The organism is Limibacter armeniacum (assembly GCF_036880985.1).
Classification (GTDB): Bacteria; Bacteroidota; Bacteroidia; order Cytophagales; family Flammeovirgaceae; genus Limibacter; species Limibacter armeniacum.
Genome location: NZ_JBAJNO010000009.1, coordinates 797837 through 817730, shown reverse-complemented (window position 1 = coordinate 817730; position 19894 = coordinate 797837). Strand labels below are relative to the sequence as shown.

Annotated in this window: 18 protein-coding genes; 10 read left to right on the top strand and 8 right to left on the bottom strand. The window is 41.0% G+C overall.

Features of this window, described 5'->3' with window-relative positions; all coding sequences use genetic code 11:
* The first annotated feature begins 379 nt into the window (after positions 1–379).
* Positions 380–1093 (top strand): SanA/YdcF family protein, encoded by a 714-nt coding sequence (locus tag V6R21_RS21190; protein WP_334245538.1) that lies wholly within the window; start codon positions 380–382, stop codon positions 1091–1093.
* A gap of 51 nt (positions 1094–1144) precedes the next feature.
* Here the strand turns inward: V6R21_RS21190 and V6R21_RS21185 are convergent, their stop codons facing one another.
* From V6R21_RS21185 to V6R21_RS21175, 3 genes are all read right to left on the bottom strand, one after another.
* Positions 1145–1759, bottom strand: coding sequence for a hypothetical protein (locus tag V6R21_RS21185; protein ID WP_334245537.1), 615 nt, complete (start codon positions 1757–1759; stop codon positions 1145–1147).
* A 168-nt stretch (positions 1760–1927) separates the two neighbouring features.
* On the bottom strand, positions 1928–3559 hold the full coding sequence (gene groL / locus V6R21_RS21180; protein WP_334245536.1) for a chaperonin GroEL: 1632 nt from the start codon (positions 3557–3559) through the stop codon (positions 1928–1930).
* 67 nt (positions 3560–3626) lie between these two features.
* Entirely contained in the window at positions 3627–3905 is a 279-nt protein-coding gene (locus V6R21_RS21175; protein WP_334245535.1) for a co-chaperone GroES, read from the bottom strand.
* Between the two features lie 452 nt (positions 3906–4357).
* Here V6R21_RS21175 and V6R21_RS21170 point away from each other — a divergent pair, with 452 nt between their 5' ends.
* Positions 4358–4696, top strand: a complete 339-nt coding sequence (locus V6R21_RS21170) for a hypothetical protein (RefSeq protein ID WP_334245534.1) — start codon at positions 4358–4360, stop codon at positions 4694–4696.
* Positions 4697–4755: 59 nt separating this feature from the next.
* Here V6R21_RS21170 and V6R21_RS21165 read toward each other — a convergent pair whose 3' ends face one another.
* Complete coding sequence (locus V6R21_RS21165) at positions 4756–6972, bottom strand: sodium-translocating pyrophosphatase (RefSeq protein ID WP_334245533.1); 2217 nt, start codon at positions 6970–6972, stop codon at positions 4756–4758.
* A 431-nt stretch (positions 6973–7403) separates the two neighbouring features.
* Here V6R21_RS21165 and V6R21_RS21160 point away from each other — a divergent pair, with 431 nt between their 5' ends.
* Together V6R21_RS21160 and V6R21_RS21155 are read left to right on the top strand one after the other, a co-directional pair.
* Entirely contained in the window at positions 7404–8600 is a 1197-nt protein-coding gene (locus V6R21_RS21160) for a hypothetical protein (protein ID WP_334245532.1), read from the top strand.
* A gap of 116 nt (positions 8601–8716) precedes the next feature.
* Positions 8717–8839, top strand: a complete 123-nt coding sequence (locus V6R21_RS21155; protein WP_334245531.1) for a 30S ribosomal protein THX — start codon at positions 8717–8719, stop codon at positions 8837–8839.
* Between the two features lie 44 nt (positions 8840–8883).
* On the opposite strand, the gene meaB is transcribed toward V6R21_RS21155, so the two are convergent.
* The 3 genes from meaB to V6R21_RS21140 all read right to left on the bottom strand — a co-directional run bounded on the left by meaB (position 8884) and on the right by V6R21_RS21140 (position 11645).
* The gene (gene meaB / locus V6R21_RS21150; protein ID WP_334245530.1) at positions 8884–9882 is read right to left on the bottom strand and encodes a methylmalonyl Co-A mutase-associated GTPase MeaB; all 999 of its coding nucleotides are present in this window, start codon (positions 9880–9882) and stop codon (positions 8884–8886) included.
* 113 nt (positions 9883–9995) lie between these two features.
* A complete protein-coding gene (locus V6R21_RS21145) occupies positions 9996–11057 on the bottom strand; it encodes a bestrophin family protein (protein ID WP_334245529.1) in 1062 nt (353 codons plus the stop codon).
* Positions 11058–11060: 3 nt separating this feature from the next.
* Entirely contained in the window at positions 11061–11645 is a 585-nt protein-coding gene (locus V6R21_RS21140) for an NAD(P)H-dependent oxidoreductase (protein WP_334245528.1), read from the bottom strand.
* A 138-nt stretch (positions 11646–11783) separates the two neighbouring features.
* Here V6R21_RS21140 and V6R21_RS21135 point away from each other — a divergent pair, with 138 nt between their 5' ends.
* From V6R21_RS21135 to scpA, 5 genes are all read left to right on the top strand, one after another.
* Positions 11784–12632 carry a LysR family transcriptional regulator gene (locus V6R21_RS21135; RefSeq protein WP_334245527.1) on the top strand — a complete coding sequence of 283 codons (849 nt, stop codon included), beginning with the start codon at positions 11784–11786 and terminating at the stop codon, positions 12630–12632.
* Positions 12633–12644: 12 nt separating this feature from the next.
* Complete coding sequence (locus V6R21_RS21130; RefSeq protein ID WP_334245526.1) at positions 12645–13067, top strand: GNAT family N-acetyltransferase; 423 nt, start codon at positions 12645–12647, stop codon at positions 13065–13067.
* A gap of 185 nt (positions 13068–13252) precedes the next feature.
* Positions 13253–13555, top strand: coding sequence for a VOC family protein (locus tag V6R21_RS21125; RefSeq protein ID WP_334245525.1), 303 nt, complete (start codon positions 13253–13255; stop codon positions 13553–13555).
* Between the two features lie 207 nt (positions 13556–13762).
* Complete coding sequence (locus V6R21_RS21120) at positions 13763–15595, top strand: methylmalonyl-CoA mutase family protein (protein ID WP_334245524.1); 1833 nt, start codon at positions 13763–13765, stop codon at positions 15593–15595.
* Positions 15596–15613: 18 nt separating this feature from the next.
* The gene (gene scpA / locus V6R21_RS21115) at positions 15614–17755 is read left to right on the top strand and encodes a methylmalonyl-CoA mutase (RefSeq protein ID WP_334245523.1); all 2142 of its coding nucleotides are present in this window, start codon (positions 15614–15616) and stop codon (positions 17753–17755) included.
* Positions 17756–18337: 582 nt separating this feature from the next.
* Here scpA and V6R21_RS21110 read toward each other — a convergent pair.
* The gene (locus V6R21_RS21110; protein WP_334245522.1) at positions 18338–19033 is read right to left on the bottom strand and encodes a dehydroquinate synthase/iron-containing alcohol dehydrogenase family protein; all 696 of its coding nucleotides are present in this window, start codon (positions 19031–19033) and stop codon (positions 18338–18340) included.
* Positions 19034–19265: 232 nt separating this feature from the next.
* On the opposite strand from V6R21_RS21110, the gene V6R21_RS21105 reads away from it, so the two are divergent.
* Positions 19266–19871, top strand: a complete 606-nt coding sequence (locus V6R21_RS21105; protein WP_334245521.1) for a DUF4126 domain-containing protein — start codon at positions 19266–19268, stop codon at positions 19869–19871.
* Positions 19872–19894: the final 23 nt, after the last annotated feature.

Sequence of the window (19894 nt, the reverse complement as noted above, 5' to 3'; positions counted from 1 at the left end):
GATAGGCTTGTGGAAATAATATTTTAGTCAGTATTTGCTTTATGATTGCTTATAAACTTATACTGTTTTGAAGGAGAAAAGGCGAAGGTTGTTGGTTTTCATTTAGTTAACAGATCTTATTAGTCTGTTTAGGTCTGTTAAAGTTGAGTTGTGTTATTGCCTAACTGATTCCAAAGGCTGTCCTTTGTAAAACAAATGTGTAATCGTATGCATTGTTTTTTGTGTGATTGGAATGTTTGCACAAATTTTGAATCTAGCTGTTAAGAACTGTTGACGTTACGTTCTTACCCAGAAGATTTTAACCGGCTATCAGTAACCAAGGAATGTTTGCCAAAAATGACAAGGTTACTGTTGTTTGAATTGAAGAAAAGAAGAGAAGATGCCCGCTGAATTATACAAGATCTGTAATGCTAGAAGAATGAGTGTGTTGAGAGATTATCTGGCAGAAAGGAGAAACCAAATATCCCAAATTTCAAAGATGGTGGTCTTGATTGCCATACTTATGGTTGGGGTTATTTTTGCCTGCGACACATTTATTTCCAATTACAGTAAGTCACTGACCTATGATAGTGTAACTGAGGTGCCTTCCAATAGGGTTGGGTTGATCTTGGGAACGAGTAAGTTTGTGAAGTCAGGTAAAAAGAACTTGTACTTTCACTATCGTATTGATGCAGCAGTCGAGCTATACAGGGCAGGGAAGATCAAGTATATCATTGTAAGTGGTGATAATAGCAGCAGGTATTATAACGAGCCTCGTGATATGAGAGCAGCCTTAATGAAGCGAGGGGTGCCGTCTGAAAGGATTATTATGGATTTTGCAGGTTTCAGGACTTTAGACTCAGTGGTAAGGGCTAAGGAAATATTTAATCAGCAGGAGATTACTATTATTTCCCAAAAATTCCAGAATGAGAGAGCAGTTTATATAGCCAAGCATAAAGGGATTAGTGCTGTTGCTTACAATGCTAAAAACGTAAGCTTTCGAAGCCACTTGCAAACTCATTTGAGAGAGTATTTGGCAAGGGTAAAAGTAATGTTGGATTTATATGTACTGAATGTGCAGCCTAAATACCTAGGGCGAAAAATCTATATATAACAGGAAATGAAACACTCCCATTAAGATCTTAATCTTAATGGGAGTGTGTTTTTATGCTGCTTTCAAAAGCTCGGTTTCCGATTCTTTTAGTTTTTTAATAGCGGGAAATCCTTTTGCAAAAAAGAAGATAAAGAAAACTTTCATCATTATTCCATTTGTTGGATTGTGATCATTTTCTATAGCTAACATAAACAAGCCAATAATGTCAAAAATAAATAGTCCAATGATTAATGCTAAGGCTATATATGATCTTTTCTTTACCCAAAAGCCAAGGCCTATCATGATTAAGCCGTAGATACATGAGAAAAAGTTGATCCCGAGTTGGTTTAAGATGGGAAAGTTCATGAACTCAGATATCAACCCTGCCACTACTGACAGACCACCAATAACAAAGGCCATTTTAGATACTTGATTTAACTGTTCAGCTGGATCAGTTGCGGAACCTTTGATTGGCTCTCCATTCACGAGTAGTTCTAAAGCGGGTTGATAATTACCTTTTAATTGGATTTTTAAGGTTCTATTAGCATCCAATTGGAATTCACCTCCTTCTTTTAAGGCTTTTTTATTATTCAACTTCCCAATTTCTTTGTCATTGAATTTAACAGTTGTGTTTTTCCAATTAAAGCCTGATGAAATATCTATTGTGTCTATTTTGGTATCATCCAAAAAAAATCGTTTAGAAGGCATAGTAGATTTAATGAGTTGAAAAATATTGTTGTTTAGTTTTACTACAAATGTAGTTATAAATCGGTTAATATAGGTATTCTTGAAAACAGAAGAGGGTTCCCGAAATCAGGAACCCTCTTTTTATATAAAGATGTCTAGCATCTAGAATTACATCATACCTGGCATGCCGCCGCCCATTGGAGGCATTGCTGGAGCACCACCTTCTTCTTTCTTCGAAGAAACTACACATTCTGTAGTCAGCAACAGAGAAGAGATAGATGAAGCATTTTCCAGTGCAAGACGAGTTACTTTAGTTGGGTCGATTACACCAGCCTCAACCAAGTCCTCGTACTTGTCAGTACGTGCGTTGTAACCGTAGTTACCTTCGTGAGCCAATACGTTGTGGATAACGATTGAAGGCTCAACACCAGCGTTCTCTAAGATAGTTCTCAGTGGCGCTTCGATTGCGTTTCTTACGATAGTAACACCGTGAGCTTGGTCGTCGTTCTCAGTTTCAATGTTGTCCAGAGAAGCAGAAGCTCTCAACAAAGCAACACCACCACCTGTTACGATACCTTCTTCAACTGCAGCTCTTGTAGCAGCCAAAGCATCATCAACACGGTCTTTCTTTTCTTTCATTTCTACTTCAGTAGCAGCACCGATGTAGATGATCGCAACACCACCAGCCAATTTAGCCAGACGCTCTTGCAGTTTTTCTTTGTCGTAGTCAGAAGTTGTGTTCTCGACCTGAACTCTGATCTCAGCAACACGAGCTTCTACTGCCGCTTTTTCACCGCTACCGTTTACAACAGTTGTGTTGTCTTTGTCGATGATCAGCTTTTCAGCAGTACCCAGCATGTTAAGGCTAGCATCTTCCAGCTTCATGCCAGTCTCTTCTGAGATTACAGAACCGCCAGTCAATACAGCGATGTCTTGCAACATTGCTTTTCTTCTGTCACCGAAACCAGGAGCTTTTACAGCTGCTACTTTCAGCGCACCACGGATTTTGTTTACTACCAATGTAGCCAATGCTTCAGAATCAACATCCTCAGCGATGATTACCAATGGCTTACCAGTTTGAGCTACTTGCTCCAATACAGGCAACAGTTCCTTCATTGTCGAGATCTTCTTGTCATAGATCAGGATGTAAGGAGACTCCATTTCAGCCTGCATTTTCTCTGTATTTGTTACGAAGTAAGGAGACAGGTAACCTCTGTCAAACTGCATACCTTCTACAGTTTTTACTTCAGTTTCTGTACCTTTTGCTTCTTCAACAGTGATAACGCCGTCTTTACCAACTTTTTCCATCGCTTCAGCAATCATGTTACCGATCTCAGCGTCGTTGTTTGCAGAGATAGAAGCAACCTGAGCGATTTCTTTATTAGAGTTGATTGTTTGAGATTGCTTTTTCAGCTCAGCAACCAAAGCAATTACTGCTTTGTCAATACCACGTTTAACGTCCATTGGGTTAGCACCCGCTGTAACGTACTTGATACCTGAGTGGAAAATCGCTTGTGCCAGTACTGTTGCAGTTGTAGTACCATCACCAGCTTGGTCAGCAGTTTTGGAAGCAACTTCCTTTACCAGCTGAGCACCCATGTTCTCAATTGGCTCTTCCAGTTCGATTTCTTTAGCTACAGAAACACCGTCTTTTGTTACGTGTGGCGCACCGAAAGACTTGTCCAAAATTACGTTTCTACCTTTTGGTCCTAGCGTTACTTTAACTGCATTAGCCAATGCGTCAACGCCTCTTTTCAGACCTTCTCTTGCGTCTGCATCAAAGAAAAGTTCTTTAGCCATTTTTATATGTGTTTTAGTGTTTAAATCAAAAATTGTTCGACTAGATAAATCAGTTATCTACTTGGTATTAGATGATAGCGAAGATGTCAGCCTCTCTCATGATCAGGAAGTCCTTGCCTTCAACGTTGAGCTCAGTACCCGCATATTTACCGTACAGTACAGTGTCACCTATTTTCACGGTCATTTCAACATCTTTAGTACCAGGACCAACAGCTACAACAGTTCCTTTCTGTGGTTTCTCCTTTGCGTTGTCAGGGATGATAATGCCTGATGCTGTAGTAGTTTCTGCTGCTGCAGGTTCAACCAGAACCCTGTCAGCAAGTGGTTTGATGTTTACTGTTGACATTTTATTTTACGATTTAACGTTGTTAATTTTTTGCGATAAATTTATCCTTTTCGCCTAACGATTTATCACTTCTTGTGCCAATTCCACTTTTAACTTGTATTTAGGTCAGAATCGTGAAAAGGACTGACAAATTTGCAGACTCTCTTGTCAGTGTGACAGCAGAGTATGACATACGCGATCTGTTGAAAGCAGAAAGGCTGACAGTTCTGTCATGAAATCCCTGATGCCTTTTTGTGCAATAAAAACAGAAGTCGAGGAAAAAGGGTTATGGGAATAATGAGAGAAGGATAAATGTTTTTATTTTGCAATATGGATCACTTTAAAATAGAGTGAGATCCGTTGTCGTTGACGCTATGAAGTATTATTGTTGATAACCTGATTGAACGGAAACCCATGCAGAAGCCTAATTAAGCTAAAACAACACAACCGTTTGGTCGAGAAAATAAAATCTTATGAACAAATTTACGCATAACCCCAAGTTGGAGGAAGCGATGCAACTCCATGCTTTTCTGTCGTCACAGAAACAGCAATTAACCAATCAGTTTTTTCAGGCGCTAAAGAGGGATTACAATATTGCACATGTGCCATCGCAGTTATCAAGGTGGTGGGAGTTGACATTTCCTGAGTTTCATGCAGAACTGGAAGCATTACAGGTCAGGAGAGGTTTGTGTGTATTGGAAGATTGGCGTGAGTTTTTCAGTTTGATGAGAGAAAAAGCTGTAAAACTTGAAGCCGATATCAGAGTAACAGAGGAAGATATCCAGAGACTTAAAAATACATTTCTTGCATAAGCGAAAGCCCTTCAGAAATATATATTTCTGAAGGGCTTTTTTCATGAAGGAAATCTTCCTTAGTTTACTTTCTTGAGTATTGGGGAAGGAGAGTTTGCCTTGTAGACTTTTTCTTGTTTAGGCTTCTCATTGATATGACTGGACTTGATGCTGATAAAGGGAGCAATTACTAGTGATACGATAGACATCAGCTTGATCAGGATATTCATGGATGGACCTGAAGTGTCTTTAAAAGGATCGCCAACAGTGTCTCCTGTTACAGATGCCTTATGAGCATCAGAGCCTTTAAAAGTCATTTTTCCTTCTATCAGGACCCCTTTTTCAAAAGACTTTTTGGCATTGTCCCAAGCTCCACCTGCATTGTTTTGGAACATCCCTAAAAGAACTCCAGAAACGGTTACACCTGCCAATAAACCGCCAAGCATTTCCGCTGAAGAAGTACTTTCAAAAACACCTTTAAACGCAAAGCCAAAGAAAACAGGGACTAGTAGCGCAATCAGACCGGGTAATATCATCTCCCGAATAGAAGCTTGTGTCGAAATCTCAACACACTTTCCGTATTCAGGTTTGGCTTTATACTCCATGATTCCGGGAATCTCACGAAACTGTCGCCTAACTTCTTGAACCATTGCCATTGCAGCACGACCTACAGCGGCTATGGCAAGTGAAGAGAAGATAAATGGAATCATGGCGCCCACAAACAAAGAGCTTAAGACGGGAGCTTTATACAGATCTATGGAATCAATGCCAGCTATACCAACATAGGCGGCAAAAAGTCCTAAGGCAGTCAATGCAGCAGAGGCAATGGCAAATCCTTTACCTGTCGCAGCAGTGGTGTTACCAACAGCATCCAGAACGTCCGTCTTTTTTCGGACATCTTCTGGTAGTCCTGACATTTCGGCAATACCACCAGCGTTATCTGCAATGGGACCGAAAGCATCAATGGCAAGTTGCATGGCAGTAGTTGCCATCATGCCAGCAGCAGAAATGGCAACACCATAAAGTCCTGCACAGCTATAAGCCGCTGTAATGCCACAGGCAAGCACCAAGGTTGGTACTGCGGTAGACTCCATGCCAACAGAAATTCCTCCAATGATATTGGTGGCATGTCCGGTGGAAGACTGCTGAATAATTGTGTTGACAGGACGTTTTCCCATGGAAGTGTAGAACTCCGTTAGGTAAGACATCAGTGCTCCAACTATTAGTCCTGTAATGATGGCGCCCAAAACGCCCATTGGTGTAAATGTTTGCCCTCTGAATGAAAGGGATTCCGGTAAAAGCCAGCCAACAAGGAAATAGGAAAAAATAGCGGTCAGTAAAATGGATGACCAGTTGCCCAAGTTAAGTGCCTTTTGGACATCCCCATCATCCGTTTTGATCCGAACAAAAGCTACTCCTGCGATGGAAAACAGTAAGCCGGTACTTGCGATAAACATGGGTAAGGCTACAGGACCAATTCCTCCAACAGGATCGCCATTAGAGACAATTTCACGACCTAACACCATTGAGCCTAAAATTGTGGCAACATAAGACCCAAAAAGGTCAGCGCCCATGCCGGCAACATCACCTACGTTATCCCCGACATTGTCAGCAATGGTTGCAGGGTTTCGGGGGTCATCTTCTGGTATTCCTGCTTCTACTTTGCCTACAAGGTCTGCACCTACGTCAGCTGCTTTTGTATAGATACCACCACCTACACGTGCAAATAATGCGATAGACTCAGCCCCCAAAGAAAAACCTGCCAATACTTCAACTACCCGTTCCATCTCAATTCCATTTACACCAGCACCTGTCTGTACAACATATAGGTAATAAAATAAAAGAAAGAGACTGCTCAACCCCAATACAGCAAGCCCTGCAACCCCCATTCCCATGACAGTGCCTCCTGAGAAAGAAACCATCAAGGCTTTGGACAGGCTCGAACGTGCTGCTTGAGTAGTACGTACATTGGCTTTGGTAGCGATCCTCATACCGATATACCCTGCTGTAGCAGAGAAAATGGCACCTATGATAAATGAGATGGCAATCAGTGGTGATGAGTTTTCTACTAATGTGCCTGAGTAAGCAAGGAGCGAAGCCGTTATGACAGCAAATATAGCCAGTACCCTCCACTCAGCTTTCAGGAAAGACATTGCACCGTCGGCAATATGTTGGGCTAGTTCCTGCATGTTCGGATCACCAGGGTCCTGTCTGGTTACCCATGAGGCTTTCATATAGGTATAAAGAAGCCCTACAACAGCCATTGCTGGAATAAGGAATAGTATAGAGTTGAGCATAGTATAGTGCAGTAATTGAAATATTCTGAATAAGCTTATAGCTTGATGAAGGTAATTGTGTTGTATACATTGTTTTAACATTAACCACAATTCACAATTTTAAATTCCTATAGCATGAGATTTGATGAGGTGTGTAAATATGTTGGTTGTGAGTGTGTTATAGGTGAAGTATTAAGTGTTGGATGGGTAGGTTGATCACGTTGTGTTTTTGACAACCTTCCTTTATATATGTTTTTGTAAAATCTGTATGTAAATTTAGCATACAGAGTATGAATATTTTGATATACTTTAACCTGACAGAGTCCCAATCACCTGAAAGAAGTATTTAATTCTTTATGAAGCTGATTAAATTTGTCAGACCCAATTGAGTGTGAGGAATAGTAAAAGTTGGGTTAAGAGAAAACAAACAGTAAATCCACGAAATCCCGAATATGATTCGATACAATTTTTTTGGTGTATCCTCTGGGAAGAACCCAAAAGTACAGCTGAAGACAGAACAGGAAACTGACCTTGATTTTCTGGCTTTGCTGACAGGACCTGTTACATCTGTCGCCAAGGAGGAAATCATTAGCTACTTGAAAGATGCAGAAGGTTTAGATAAGCCATTTGACGAATGTGCTGTCAAAGCCAATGTCTTGTCCAATAGGTTGTCAGAAAGTGTGGCTGCTTGGGTAAGAGGAGAGCAGCTGACGCTGTCTATATTAGGAGGATGGGATGTTTGGGTACTTCGAGGAAGAACAGAGCTGTTGAGAATTCATGTTGGAGAACAACTCAATGTGGCACACAATGTGTCTATCAAAAAAAACGTTGTCTTTTCCGAAGATGACGTGGTACTAATTGGGGATAAAAAGTTTTCCAGCCACTTGGAAGAAAGTATGTTGGTCAAGATTCTGGCAGACAGAGGGCTGACTGCTCAAGGGAAGTCTGACTTACTTTACAACCTTTCAGGTGTGAAAAAAGAAGAAGACCCCATGATGATTGTTGTGCTTGAGTCAGCAATGTTGCCGTCAAAAGGTCAGAAAATAGAATTAGAAAATACAATGCAGAAGGTACAGGAAGTAGCAGAACTAAAAGAAGATTACTCAAAAACATATCGAAACGAACGTCGGAATGCCATCTTGACTTTCAGTGTATTTGTTGCATTTACTGCTTTGGTACTGATGCTGCATAGAAACAATGAAGCCAAATGGGAAAGTAGGTTGGAAGAGAACAAAACCCTTTTTGACAGCTTGTCAAAAGATGTCACTTTGTTGAGTGATGAAGTGGAGGCTTTTAAGAAGTTGCAAGCAAAAGAGGTCGGTTCAATAAAGGCGACAGGGTTTGACCCTTATGATGGTCAACATTTCAGAATGTATGGGCTGTTAAGGGATAAAAAGCGAGTTTACACTCGAACCATGATCGCTGAAAAGTTCAACATTTATAACCCTGCGGCTATCGAATATAAGGATGCAATGGATGAGCGTTGGTTTATTGTGCCAGTAAAAGGGGTGCATTATGTAAAGAAGGGTGAAACAGCATTCAGTATCGGGAAGCTGTATTACAAAAACCCTAAAAACCATAAGCTAATTCAGGATTTTAACCCCAAGATCAACGCAGGAAGGTATATCTTCATTCCATTTGAACAATAGTCTACATAGCGTTTTTAGAATTTAAATATTGAAAATTGTTAATTTTTCGGTTCTTTATTTTGAATTAATCGTTAATTGATTATTATATCTTTTGTAATTTTTTATAAACTTTAAACATGACTTATACTATGGGAAAAGGAGATAGAAAATCTAAAAGAGGCAAAATAGCCAATGGTTCTTTTGGAGTAAGAAGAGCCAAGAAAGTAAAAAATGAACCCAAAAAAGAAAACAAGAAGTAGCAAGCAAAATCCCCTTGGTTATAAAGCCAAGGGGATTTTCTGTTTTATGATTTGAAGTATAGTTCTAAAAGCTGTTTGGCTGCTTTAATGGCAACCTGCTCACCATTCATCACATCTTGCTCCATCGTACTCATTTGTTTGTTTACGGCAGGGTGATGATAAAAGCGCTGTTCCAATTGCTGATGGATGGTCTCATGCATCCAATTCAAGTTCTGCTTTTGCCTTTTTCGATTAAAGAAGCCCTTTGTTTTCATATGGCTTTCATACTCAACAATGGTTTCCCATATTTTATCTAGCCCAGTTTTTTCAAGGGAAGAGCAGGTCAAAACTTTTGGATACCACTCAGTCTCAGAAGGAGGGAAGAGATGTAAAGCATTTTTATATTCTCTTTGTGCCATTTTGCTTTGCTTCAGGTTGTCACCGTCAGCTTTGGTGATGGCAATCGTGTCTGCCATTTCCATAATGCCTCTTTTGATACCTTGAAGCTCGTCTCCAGCACCTGCAAGCATCAGCAGGAGGAAGAAGTCCACCAAGCCATGTACTGTTGTTTCCGATTGCCCGACCCCTACAGTCTCAATAATGATCGCCTCAAAACCAGCAGCTTCGCAAAGTAACATACTCTCTCGGGTTTTCGCATTGACACCGCCCAATGCAGAGCCTGAAGCTGATGGGCGGATATAAGCCAAAGGGTCATGAGCCAGTTCTTCCATGCGGGTTTTGTCCCCCAGAATACTTCCTTTGGACAGTTGGCTGCTAGGATCAACTGTCAGTACAGCCACTTTTTTACCTATTGAAGTAAGCTGCTTGCCAAATGACTCTATAAAGGTACTTTTACCTACTCCAGGAACACCTGTGATACCAATCCGTAAGGAATTACCTGTTTGTGGAAGCACTTTCTCCAATACTGTTTCTGCCAGTTCATTGTCTTCGGGCAAAGCACTTTCTATTAGTGTAATTGCCCTGCTCAGGATAATCCTGTCACCAGCAAGTATCCCTTGTGCATATTCGTCTGCTGTCAGTCTTTTCCTTCTTCTTTGTTTCATTTATGTGTTAGTGTAATTTATAGGTTAGCTAAAAAAACGAATTCGTCAACCATATGGACTCCATTCAAAAATAGCCCCTTATTTATCACTATCATAGCTTTTGAAACGCAGTTTTACATCTGGACATTTTTGTTTTCAGGAAACTGTTTAGGAATGCTGCTTTTTTCTTCATCCAGCAGTTGGCGGAGGTCAATCTCAATTCCCCTTGAAATGGTGGAGATAGGGACGTCATTGGCAGTCCCTTCAAATGGGTTTTCTCCCACCACTCCGATTCTTTGCATGGTGTGAAAAACCCATGAAACGATGGTGCAGAAGGGGATTGCCAGCCATGTGAATACTTCGCTGATACGAGGGAAATTATCTGTCAGTGATGTAGCGATTTTTGAGAATTCAGGGACAATGCCGAATGGTAAAAGGATAATGAAAATCATTACAAAGATATACGAGAGCGTAGCGTATTGACGGGGATATGGGAAGTTTTTGATTCTTTCGGATTGCCCTTGAAAGGTGAGGAATTCCTGCAAAAGGTTTTCGAGTTCGAGAAATGAGAATTCCCAGATCAGCCCTTTTTCTTTGAGCTCCCTAAGATGATTGGATTGCAGGTAAAGAAGTGTAGTGGACTTATTGTTTTTGTCCATTGTGTAGCGAAGTTCCTCAGGACTGAGATAAGGGAAAAGGGCTTCTTCTATAGGTAAAACCTTTTCAGGAATGTGAATAGCATTGGACCATTCTCTGTTGGTGAAATGGTTATCAAAGGTTTCCCATTTTTTTCTCTGCCTCATGGCATATCTCAAAGTTGTCAGCCAAGCGATATGCCGATATACCAAGATGCGTTTTTGCTCTTTTAGTTCAGCTTCTGTTTCGGGTTCAGTGGCATACTCATTCGTGACCATGTCCTTGGTTTTCATTCCCCAAGTTCTGGAAGTGTTCACGATCCCTCCCCATACCTTGCGGGCTTCCCAGATTCTTCCGTAGGCAGCACTGTTTTGGAAACCCAGAATAAAAGCTACTGCTGTACCGACCAGTGCAATGGGTGTCCAAGGAACAGCAAGGAAGGTTAGTTCGAGTTCTTCATACAGGAAAACTGCCAGAAAGGAATAAGCAATGAAACCCGATGTTTCCCATCGGGTCCAGAGTGTCATATCTTTGACAGAGTATCTTACTTTGGTAAGCATGAATTAGACGTTTTGTTCAAGGTGCTCCCTGAATCGCTTGAAGTCGTTTTCAATGTCAGGGTTCTTCATAACATCAAAACAGGCAAAGGTTGGTAGTGGTTTCATCCCAAAGAACCTGAAGTTCATATGTTGAGGAAACAACAGGTTGTCTACTCCTTTACCTCCAAAAAGGTACTCATCTTCATTGTCGAATGCTTCACTTGGTGCATTGAATGTGACAGACATCATATATTTAGAATCAGTCAGCAATCCACCTGTACCATAATTCTTTTTGGGAGCTGCCTCACTTCTGCCATCACCGTTACAAAGTTGTCCAAACATGCCAGTGGTATAAACCTCGTCCATATATTTTTTGAAGCTCCAAGTAATACCCATCCAGTTAATTGGTGTCTGAAGGATTACAATGTCAGCCCAAAGGTGCTTTTCAACTTCTTCTTCCACATTGTACTCATCTTTCATATTGACTTCTTTGATCTCATACCCTTTTGTTGTGAGTACCTCTTTTGTGATATCCACTAGGGCAGCATTCAGTTTGCCTTCAGAAAATGGGTAGTATTGATGTCCATTGATGATTAATACCTTCTTCATGTCTCTATTATTAAATTGCATTGTAGATAATCGATTGTTGGTTGTTTATCAATCGTTTTTGTTGATGCAAATTAAAGTGGTATTTTTGTATCGTAAAAATAGAATAATTCAATAGGTTTAATCGTAATTTTAGATGGCATGAACCTTCAGTTTGTCAAATACTTCGTGGCGCTATCTGAGACAGGGAACTTTACTAAGGCAGCCCAGCAGGTACATGTTGTGCAGTCGACCTTCTCAACTGGGATTAAAAAGCTGGAAGAACAGCTGAATTGTCAACTTTTCTATCGGGATAATAAGCTTGTGCATTTAACAGAGGAAGGAAAGATCCTGTTACCTAAAGCCAAGCAATTGTTGGCAATCTGGGCATCTATGGAATCCACATTTTCAGTTGATGAGGCAAAGCCTTTTCATATTGGGATCAGTGATGAAGTGGACTTTCAGACGCTTGTGCCGTATTTTAAAACTTTTCAAGGGCTTTACCCGAACTGTCAGGTGCAGGTATTTGAGTTGCCTCAGAAAGAGCTGTATCAGCAGCTAAGGACACAGGAGGTAGAGGGCTTTTTCCAAAAAATGCCTCCTACAGATACAGAGCAATATGCCTATAAGCTTATTAGGCAGGATAAGTTGGCGTTGGCTGTTCCTGAAAACCACCATATGGCACAGAAAAGTAAAGTCTGCTTCAAGGAGCTTCAGGGTATTGACTTTATTGAGCGAAAAAGTTGCTCGCTGTATAATGAAGTGAAAAAGGCTTTTGATGATGAGGGGATTAATCCTAAAGTAGTTTTCAGTGCAAAAAGAGATGAGACAACAAAAGCATTGGTTGCATCAAGTATAGGAGTTTCACTGGTGCCTGATATTGGAGTGGACTACCCCGGTATCAGCTTTGTACCTATTTCTGACAGGAAATTTACTCGGAAAGTATTCTTTATCTGGAAAAAGAATGCAGACTCAGCTGTCCTGAAAAAGTTTTTGGATGTGAAAATTTAAACTTGAAAACCAATGGAGAAGCAAATTATTCTAAAGGAAATAGAGGCAAGTCAAACCTGGCAGATCAGGCACCAAGTAATGTGGCCTGATAAACCAATAGATTATGTAAAGCTTGATGAGGATAAAAAAGGGATGCATTTTGGTTTGGAGGTGGAAGGTAAGCTGGTTTCCATTGTGTCGCTTTTTGTAGAAAACGGGGAAGCACAATTCCGCAAGTTTGCCACTTTGGAGGAAGAGCAGGGGAAAGGTTATGGTTCAAAACTGTTGACGCATTTGATGGATGCTGTAGCTGAATTGGGTGTGACAAGGGTTTGGTGCAATGCAAGGGCAAATAAAACTACTTTTTACAATCGATTTGGTTTGAAAGAAACGAGAAACCAGTTCAGTAAAGGGGGATTGGATTATGTCATAATGGAAAAAAGGTTAATCCACTAGTAAGAAAGCCCTAAAAGCCTCAAAAATAAGTTAGATAATCTACATACCCTTTAATTCAATCTTAGGAAGTTTATATATTGGCGTTGAAAGTAAATCAGTATTGAAGGATGGTATCTGCTATTCACTTTATCTGGTATTACGATTACCGAATGCAAAATTTGCATAAACAACAACTACCAATAAACATGAACATTTCACATATCGAACACATTGGCATTGCTGTAAAGAACTTGGAAGAAAGTATCCGCTACTACGAAGAGGTGCTTGGATTGAAGTGCTATGCCATTGAGGAAGTGAAGGACCAGCAAGTGAAAACAGCTTTTTTTCAGGTTGGTCAGACCAAAATTGAACTACTCGAATCAACTTCAGACGACGGTCCTGTCGGTAAATTTATTGAGAAAAAAGGGGAAGGGATTCACCATTTGGCATTTGCAGTAAATGACATAGAAAAAAGCCTGAGGAAGCCCATGATAAAGGCGTCAGGCTGATAGATGAGCAACCCAGAAAAGGTGCTGAAGGGCTGCATATCGGTTTTTTGCACCCAAAATCAACCTTTGGGGTACTAACCGAATTCTGTGAAGACAAGCAGAAATAGCAAGCCAGTTGATGCAAGACATGTCTTGTCTCTATAAAATTATATCTAACCAATAACCAACCATATAAGGCAGTATTGCCTAAACAAACGTGCTTTCAATATGAAAGAAAAACTTTTTGATGAATTCTCATCCGTCTCAAAAGAAGAGTGGATAAGCAAGGCAGTGGCAGACCTGAAAGGGGAGGAGCAACTGGCAAGGCTTACGTGGGAAACAGAAAATGGCATTTCAGTAAAGCCATTTTATACGGAAGAAGATAAAATCAACTCACCTTATTTGGATCGTCTGAAAGAGGCATTTCCCAAACCCGCCTTTTACAATGAGGGAGCAAGGGAATGGGTGAATTATACCAAAATAAATATCTCAGGAATATCTCAGGCAAATGCAGATGCCTTGGAAGCGCTCGAAAGAGGTGCCGATGGTGTGATATTTAACCTGAATGGTCAGGATATAGAATTCAACTCCTTGTTGAAAGACATAGACCTGACGATTTGTTCAATTGCATTTGAGAATTGTGAAGCCCCATTGGTACTGTTGAAGGAATACCTATCCTACCTGAAAGATTCACAAGTGCCATTGGATCAGGTAAAAGGTTACCTGATGCAGGACCCAATTGCTAGATTGACCCTTACTGGACAGTGGGATGAAAGTGAACTGGGTGATATGGCAGAAGCCATTCGCTTGACGGCTGACTTGGCAGGTTTTAGAGTATTGGCAATCAGTAGTCAGCACTTTACGGATGCGGGTGCTAGCCATGTACAGGAGTTGGCATTGATGCTGAATAGCCTTACAGACTATATTGATCACCTGACAGACAAGGGACTTACAGCACAACATGTTTTTGAAAATGTAGCGGTTTTGATGGGAGTAGGTAGTGACTACTTTCAGGAGATGGCGAAGTTTAGGGCAGCAAGGGTATTACTGTTTGAGTTGATGGGAGCATATCAGGTGACATTGCCAATTCAGGATATTTTCCTGATGGGCGTATCATCTGTATGGTCAAAAACACTCTATGATCCTTATGTGAATATGCTTCGCAATGCCACTGAAAGTATGGCAGCCATCTTGGGTGGGGTCAATGCCTTGTATGTTGCGCCACATAATAGCTCTTTTGAAAAGGATTCTTCTTTCTCAAGAAGGATTGCCCTCAATATTTCTCACCTGCTCAAAGAGGAATCATATCTGGATAAGGTAGTAGATCCTGCGGCAGGGTCTTATTATTTGGATTACCTGACGCATACCTTAGCAGAGAAAGCCTTGACGCTTTTCAAGCAAACTGAAGAAGCGGGTGGGTTTATCAAAAGCTTTACAGCAGGCGAAATCCAGCAGCAGATTGCGGTAATCAGAAAGCAAAAAGAAACGCAGATCAAAAGACGAAAGCAGGTTTTGGTAGGAACCAACCGCTATCCAAATACAGGAGAAGTTATCACCTCAAACAAAGCACAATCAACAGAAGTGTCAGATGTAGCGTTTGAGTTGCTGAAGCCACAGCGGGCTGCTAGTTGTTTTGAGACGTTGAGATTGGAGACAGATCGCAATGTAGAAGCAGGAAAGAAAAGACCAAAAGTATTGCTGGCACTTTTTGGTAATGTCACCATGCGTAAAGCGAGGGCTGCATTTGCTGGAGAGTTTTTTGGTATTGCAGGTTTTGCAGTAGAAGAAAAGATGTTTGATTCGTCAGAACAGGCCGCCAAAGAAAGTATCACCTCCGATGCGGATATTGTAGTCATGTGTGCTGCCGATGAGGATTATGAGGCAGAGAGTGAGTCATTTATACAGCAACTGAAGCGTGAAGCTACAGATAAGCAGGTTGTAGTGGCAGGTTTTGCCGAGTCATTTGCGAGCAAGTTGGAAGAGGCAGGCGTGGATGAATTTGTCCATCTGAAATCCGATGCCATCTCAGTATTGTCAGACTTTCAGCGTAAACTTTTCTAACCTAGAACCGATTCAACTATGCGTCCCGATTTTTCAACACTATCAGCAGATAAATTCAGAATTCAGGAACTGGCAGAAAATGCAGACCTGAAACAGCTTAATACATGGCAAACTGCAGAAGGTATTGAAGTAAAGCCGACTTTCTCATCAGAGGATTTGAAAGAGGCGGAACACCTTCATTTTGCCGCAGGCTTGCCACCATACCTTAGAGGTCCTTACTCGACCATGTACGCTTCACGTCCTTGGACGATACGTCAGTATGCGGGTTTTTCGACAGCAGAAGAATCCAACGCTTTTTACAGACGAAATCTGGCGGCAGGGCAGAAAGGACTTTCTGTAGCCTTTGACTTGGCAACACACCGTGGATATGACTCAGATCATCCAAGGGTAGAAGGGGATGTCGGAAAGGCAGGCGTGGCCATCGATTCCATTTTGGATATGAAAATCCTGTTTGACCAGATTCCACTGGACAAGATGTCTGTGTCGATGACCATGAATGGTGCCGTGATTCCGATTATGGCTTTCTACATTGTGGCAGCGGAAGAACAGGGTGTTTCCAAAGAAAAACTGAGCGGAACTATCCAGAATGATATCCTGAAGGAATTTATGGTTCGTAATACCTATATCTATCCACCGAAACCTTCCATGAGGATTATCGGGGATATCTTCGCCTATACAGCGGAGCATATGCCGAAATTCAACTCCATTTCCATCTCAGGTTACCATATGCAAGAAGCAGGTGCTACAGCTGATATTGAGCTTGCCTATACCTTAGCAGATGGCTTGGAGTATATCCGTACAGGTCTGGAATCAGGACTGAAAATCGATGAGTTTGCACCCCGTCTTTCTTTCTTTTGGGGAATTGGCATGAACCATTTTATGGAAATTGCCAAGATGCGTGCAGGAAGGATGCTTTGGGCAAAACTGGTGAAACAGTTTGATCCGAAAAACCCGAAATCCATGGCACTGCGTACTCACTCACAAACTTCCGGTTGGAGTTTGAGTGAGCAGGATCCTTACAACAACGTAGCCCGTACCTGTGTGGAAGCATTGGCAGCTGCTTTGGGACATACCCAATCGTTGCATACCAATGCTTTGGATGAGGCAATCGCACTGCCGACAGACTTCTCGGCAAGAATTGCTCGTAATACCCAACTTTATTTACAGGATGAAACCAATGTCTGCAAGGTTGTAGACCCTTGGGCCGGTTCTTATTATGTGGAATACCTGACTGACCAGATTGCGCAGAAAGCGTGGAAACTGATTCAGGAGGTCGAAGAACTGGGCGGTATGGCAAAAGCCATAGAAACTGGTGTGCCAAAGATGCGGATTGAGGAAGCGGCAGCACGTAAGCAGGCAAGAATCGATTCAGGGAAAGATACCATTGTAGGGGTCAATAAATTCCAGACAGATGAAGTCCCTGACTTTGATGTACTGGAAGTGGACAACACTGCTGTAAGAAATGCGCAGCTAGAGCGACTAAGAAAACTGAAGGCAGACAGAAATCAGGAAGCGGTAATAGCTTCGCTAAAAGCCATAGAAGAAGCCGCCAAAACAGGCGAAGGAAACCTGTTGGCATTGGCAGTGGAAGCAGCCCGAAACAGAGCCACTTTGGGAGAAATATCAGATGCTATGGAAACTGCCTTCGGCAGGCACAAAGCTGTTATCCGATCAGTATCGGGAGTATATTCTCACGAAGCCAAGCAGGATAAGGAATTTACAGAAGCCAAAGCCTTGGCAGATGAGTTTGCCCAATTGGAAGGCAGACGCCCAAGGGTAATGATTGCCAAGATGGGACAGGACGGACATGATCGAGGAGCTAAGGTAGTGGCGACCAGTTTTGCAGACCTCGGTTTTGATGTGGATGTCAGCGCATTGTTCCAGACCCCACAGGAAATTGCCTTGCAGGCAGCGGAAAACGATGTCCATGCAGTTGGTGCTTCCAGTTTGGCAGCAGGGCACAAGACCCTTGTACCGCAGTTGATTGCAGAACTCAAGAAACTGGGTAGGGAAGATATTGTGGTATTTGCAGGTGGTGTCATCCCTCCGCAAGATTATGATTTCCTGTATAAGGCAGGCGTAGCAGAAATCTTTGGTCCGGGAACTAAGATTCCGGCAGCGGCGAAGAAAGTGTTGAAGCTGTTGATGGAGGAAGAATAGAAATAATAAAGGCTGAACTGTTAAAAGATTCAGCCTTTTCTATATCAACTGGATTAGATTTTTTTGTAAAAGGCTATGCTTCTTGAAAGCTCTAACACACTTTTCATAAACGGATATTCGTTTCACATTTTTATTTTGATAAAACTTTAGTAGTTAGATTGCTGTGAATGTTTAGTTTTTGCAGTAATTTAATCTGAGGTTAGAATGCTGTTGATGTCTAAATTTTAGAGTTCGATATTTTGCTGATTTTATTGGTATGGTTAAAAAAGTATTTATTTATATAATAAATTTTTTATTGATATTTTATTCAATTTCAAAGATGATCTTGTTTGTGGATGAAAATGAATTATTTGATTGGGTGTCTTATGTTGTAATTTTGTCGTGTGGTTTGATAGGTTTGTTTATTGAACTGTATGAAGTTAAGGGCTGATTTTTAAATATATTATAGCTTCTTTGTTTTCCTATTAGGGACAAGCTTATTGAGCGCTAGTAAAACAGTTCTTAGATCTATTTTTTGAAAATAAATACAACCTAAAAGTTATAGCATAAATGCTGTAAACTAACATGTACGTAGTTGTAAGTTTATTCTGTTTTTAGAAACCGTTCATATTCATTGGAAGTCATTACTGTTGATCTGTAAGGAACAATGGCGTTTGGATCTTCTTCATTGTACCTCTCAAGTATTTTATCGATGGAGTCCACTTTGGTTGAATTTGGTTCTACATCAGTGAAATAATATACTTGCCTTGTATTCCCATCAATTGCCAAATTACTCTTAGTTTCCTTGGTGTAGTAGTTAACATAGTTGGAAGTGCTTTCAACTCGTTCAAATATTCCATTGATTGAGGTTTCTTGATCTATGCCACATCCATATTCTGATAGCGAAAACTCTACTTTTTGAGGAAAGGAGATAGGTTCTGTTGCTGGAATACTAAATGTTATATCAGTTAAATAGCAATCAGGAGCGCCACAATCAAAGCTGTGGAGATCGAATGGTAACTCAAATACTATTTTATTTCCCTCTTGTCTGACAAGTCCACGAATGTAAAACTCCTGAAGGAAACCAGCTTTTAGGTTGTTGTTAGGTTTTGATTTGAGAAGCTGAAGCCTTAAAGAGTCTTGAAGTTCTTCAAATGTTAAACTGCTTTTAGCAACATCTATAGAGACTGTTTTGTCCTGCTCCACAATTTCTTCTTTTTGGTTGGTTGTCTGTTCTCTCATTTCCTGTTCAGAACATGATGTGATGAATAAGAGTGACAAGCCGATTAATTTATTCATAATTCAGGGGCACTTATCTGTAAACTTAGTTTTAATAATAAGGATGTTAAAATAAAGATAAAAGCGTAGTTTTTATTCTAATTGCTATTTTCATTGCCAAAGAATAAGGTTTTGCCAATTTCTTTTCTTTCTCATAAATCAAGAGAACTAATACAGTGAGTTTAATCATTATGGTAACAGCCTGATTTGTTTATTTTAGATTTTGATCCAATAAGTTAACTCATAGTATTTTATGGAAGTAAGTGACCTTTTATTCGGTATCATTACGGGAGTTGGTTTAAGTGCCGCCAGTGGCTTTCGGGTATTTCTCCCATTGTTGGCGGTGAGTGCAGCTGCCAATTTCAATATTATAGACTTGTCTGAGAGTTTTAGCTGGATGGATACCTGGTTGGCTTTTGGCTGTTTCTTGACTGCTTCTATTGTAGAGGTGCTGGTGTATTATATCCCAGCAGTAGATAACCTAGTAGATACTATAGCAGGACCTGCTGCAGTGGTGGCGGGTACTGTCTTGACAGCTTCCACACTTGGTGATATCAGTCCGTTTTTTAAGTGGACGCTGGCAATAATTGCTGGAGGTGGTGCGGCAGGTATTACACAGGCAGCCACAACTGTGGCAAGAGGAGCTTCCACTGCCATGACTGGCGGATTGGGGAATATTGGTGTTTCTACAATAGAAAATGGCTCTTCTACGGGAATGGCATTGGCAGCGATAGGGGCTGTATTTTCTCCCCCATTAATGATTGCCTTGGGGGTGATTACCTTTTTGGTCTTGGCAGGTGGTATTTGGCTAATTGTATGGGGAGTGAAAAAGATAAGAGGGCGAAAAAGTAACGTATGATTGATATGAAAAGAAAAAGGAGG

Coding starts and splice junctions, on each gene's coding strand:
- V6R21_RS21155 (WP_334245531.1), top strand. CDS start 8,717: ATGACTTATACTATGGGAAAAGGAGATAGAAAATCTAAAAGAGGCAAA.
- V6R21_RS21105 (WP_334245521.1), top strand. CDS start 19,266: ATGGAAGTAAGTGACCTTTTATTCGGTATCATTACGGGAGTTGGTTTA.
- V6R21_RS21175 (WP_334245535.1), bottom strand. CDS start 3,905: ATGTCAACAGTAAACATCAAACCACTTGCTGACAGGGTTCTGGTTGAA.
- V6R21_RS21165 (WP_334245533.1), bottom strand. CDS start 6,972: ATGCTCAACTCTATACTATTCCTTATTCCAGCAATGGCTGTTGTAGGG.
- V6R21_RS21125 (WP_334245525.1), top strand. CDS start 13,253: ATGAACATTTCACATATCGAACACATTGGCATTGCTGTAAAGAACTTG.
- V6R21_RS21130 (WP_334245526.1), top strand. CDS start 12,645: ATGGAGAAGCAAATTATTCTAAAGGAAATAGAGGCAAGTCAAACCTGG.
- V6R21_RS21140 (WP_334245528.1), bottom strand. CDS start 11,645: ATGAAGAAGGTATTAATCATCAATGGACATCAATACTACCCATTTTCT.
- V6R21_RS21160 (WP_334245532.1), top strand. CDS start 7,404: ATGATTCGATACAATTTTTTTGGTGTATCCTCTGGGAAGAACCCAAAA.
- V6R21_RS21170 (WP_334245534.1), top strand. CDS start 4,358: ATGAACAAATTTACGCATAACCCCAAGTTGGAGGAAGCGATGCAACTC.
- V6R21_RS21190 (WP_334245538.1), top strand. CDS start 380: ATGCCCGCTGAATTATACAAGATCTGTAATGCTAGAAGAATGAGTGTG.
- V6R21_RS21110 (WP_334245522.1), bottom strand. CDS start 19,033: ATGAATAAATTAATCGGCTTGTCACTCTTATTCATCACATCATGTTCT.
- V6R21_RS21120 (WP_334245524.1), top strand. CDS start 13,763: ATGAAAGAAAAACTTTTTGATGAATTCTCATCCGTCTCAAAAGAAGAG.
- groL (WP_334245536.1), bottom strand. CDS start 3,559: ATGGCTAAAGAACTTTTCTTTGATGCAGACGCAAGAGAAGGTCTGAAA.
- meaB (WP_334245530.1), bottom strand. CDS start 9,882: ATGAAACAAAGAAGAAGGAAAAGACTGACAGCAGACGAATATGCACAA.
- scpA (WP_334245523.1), top strand. CDS start 15,614: ATGCGTCCCGATTTTTCAACACTATCAGCAGATAAATTCAGAATTCAG.
- V6R21_RS21135 (WP_334245527.1), top strand. CDS start 11,784: ATGAACCTTCAGTTTGTCAAATACTTCGTGGCGCTATCTGAGACAGGG.
- V6R21_RS21145 (WP_334245529.1), bottom strand. CDS start 11,057: ATGCTTACCAAAGTAAGATACTCTGTCAAAGATATGACACTCTGGACC.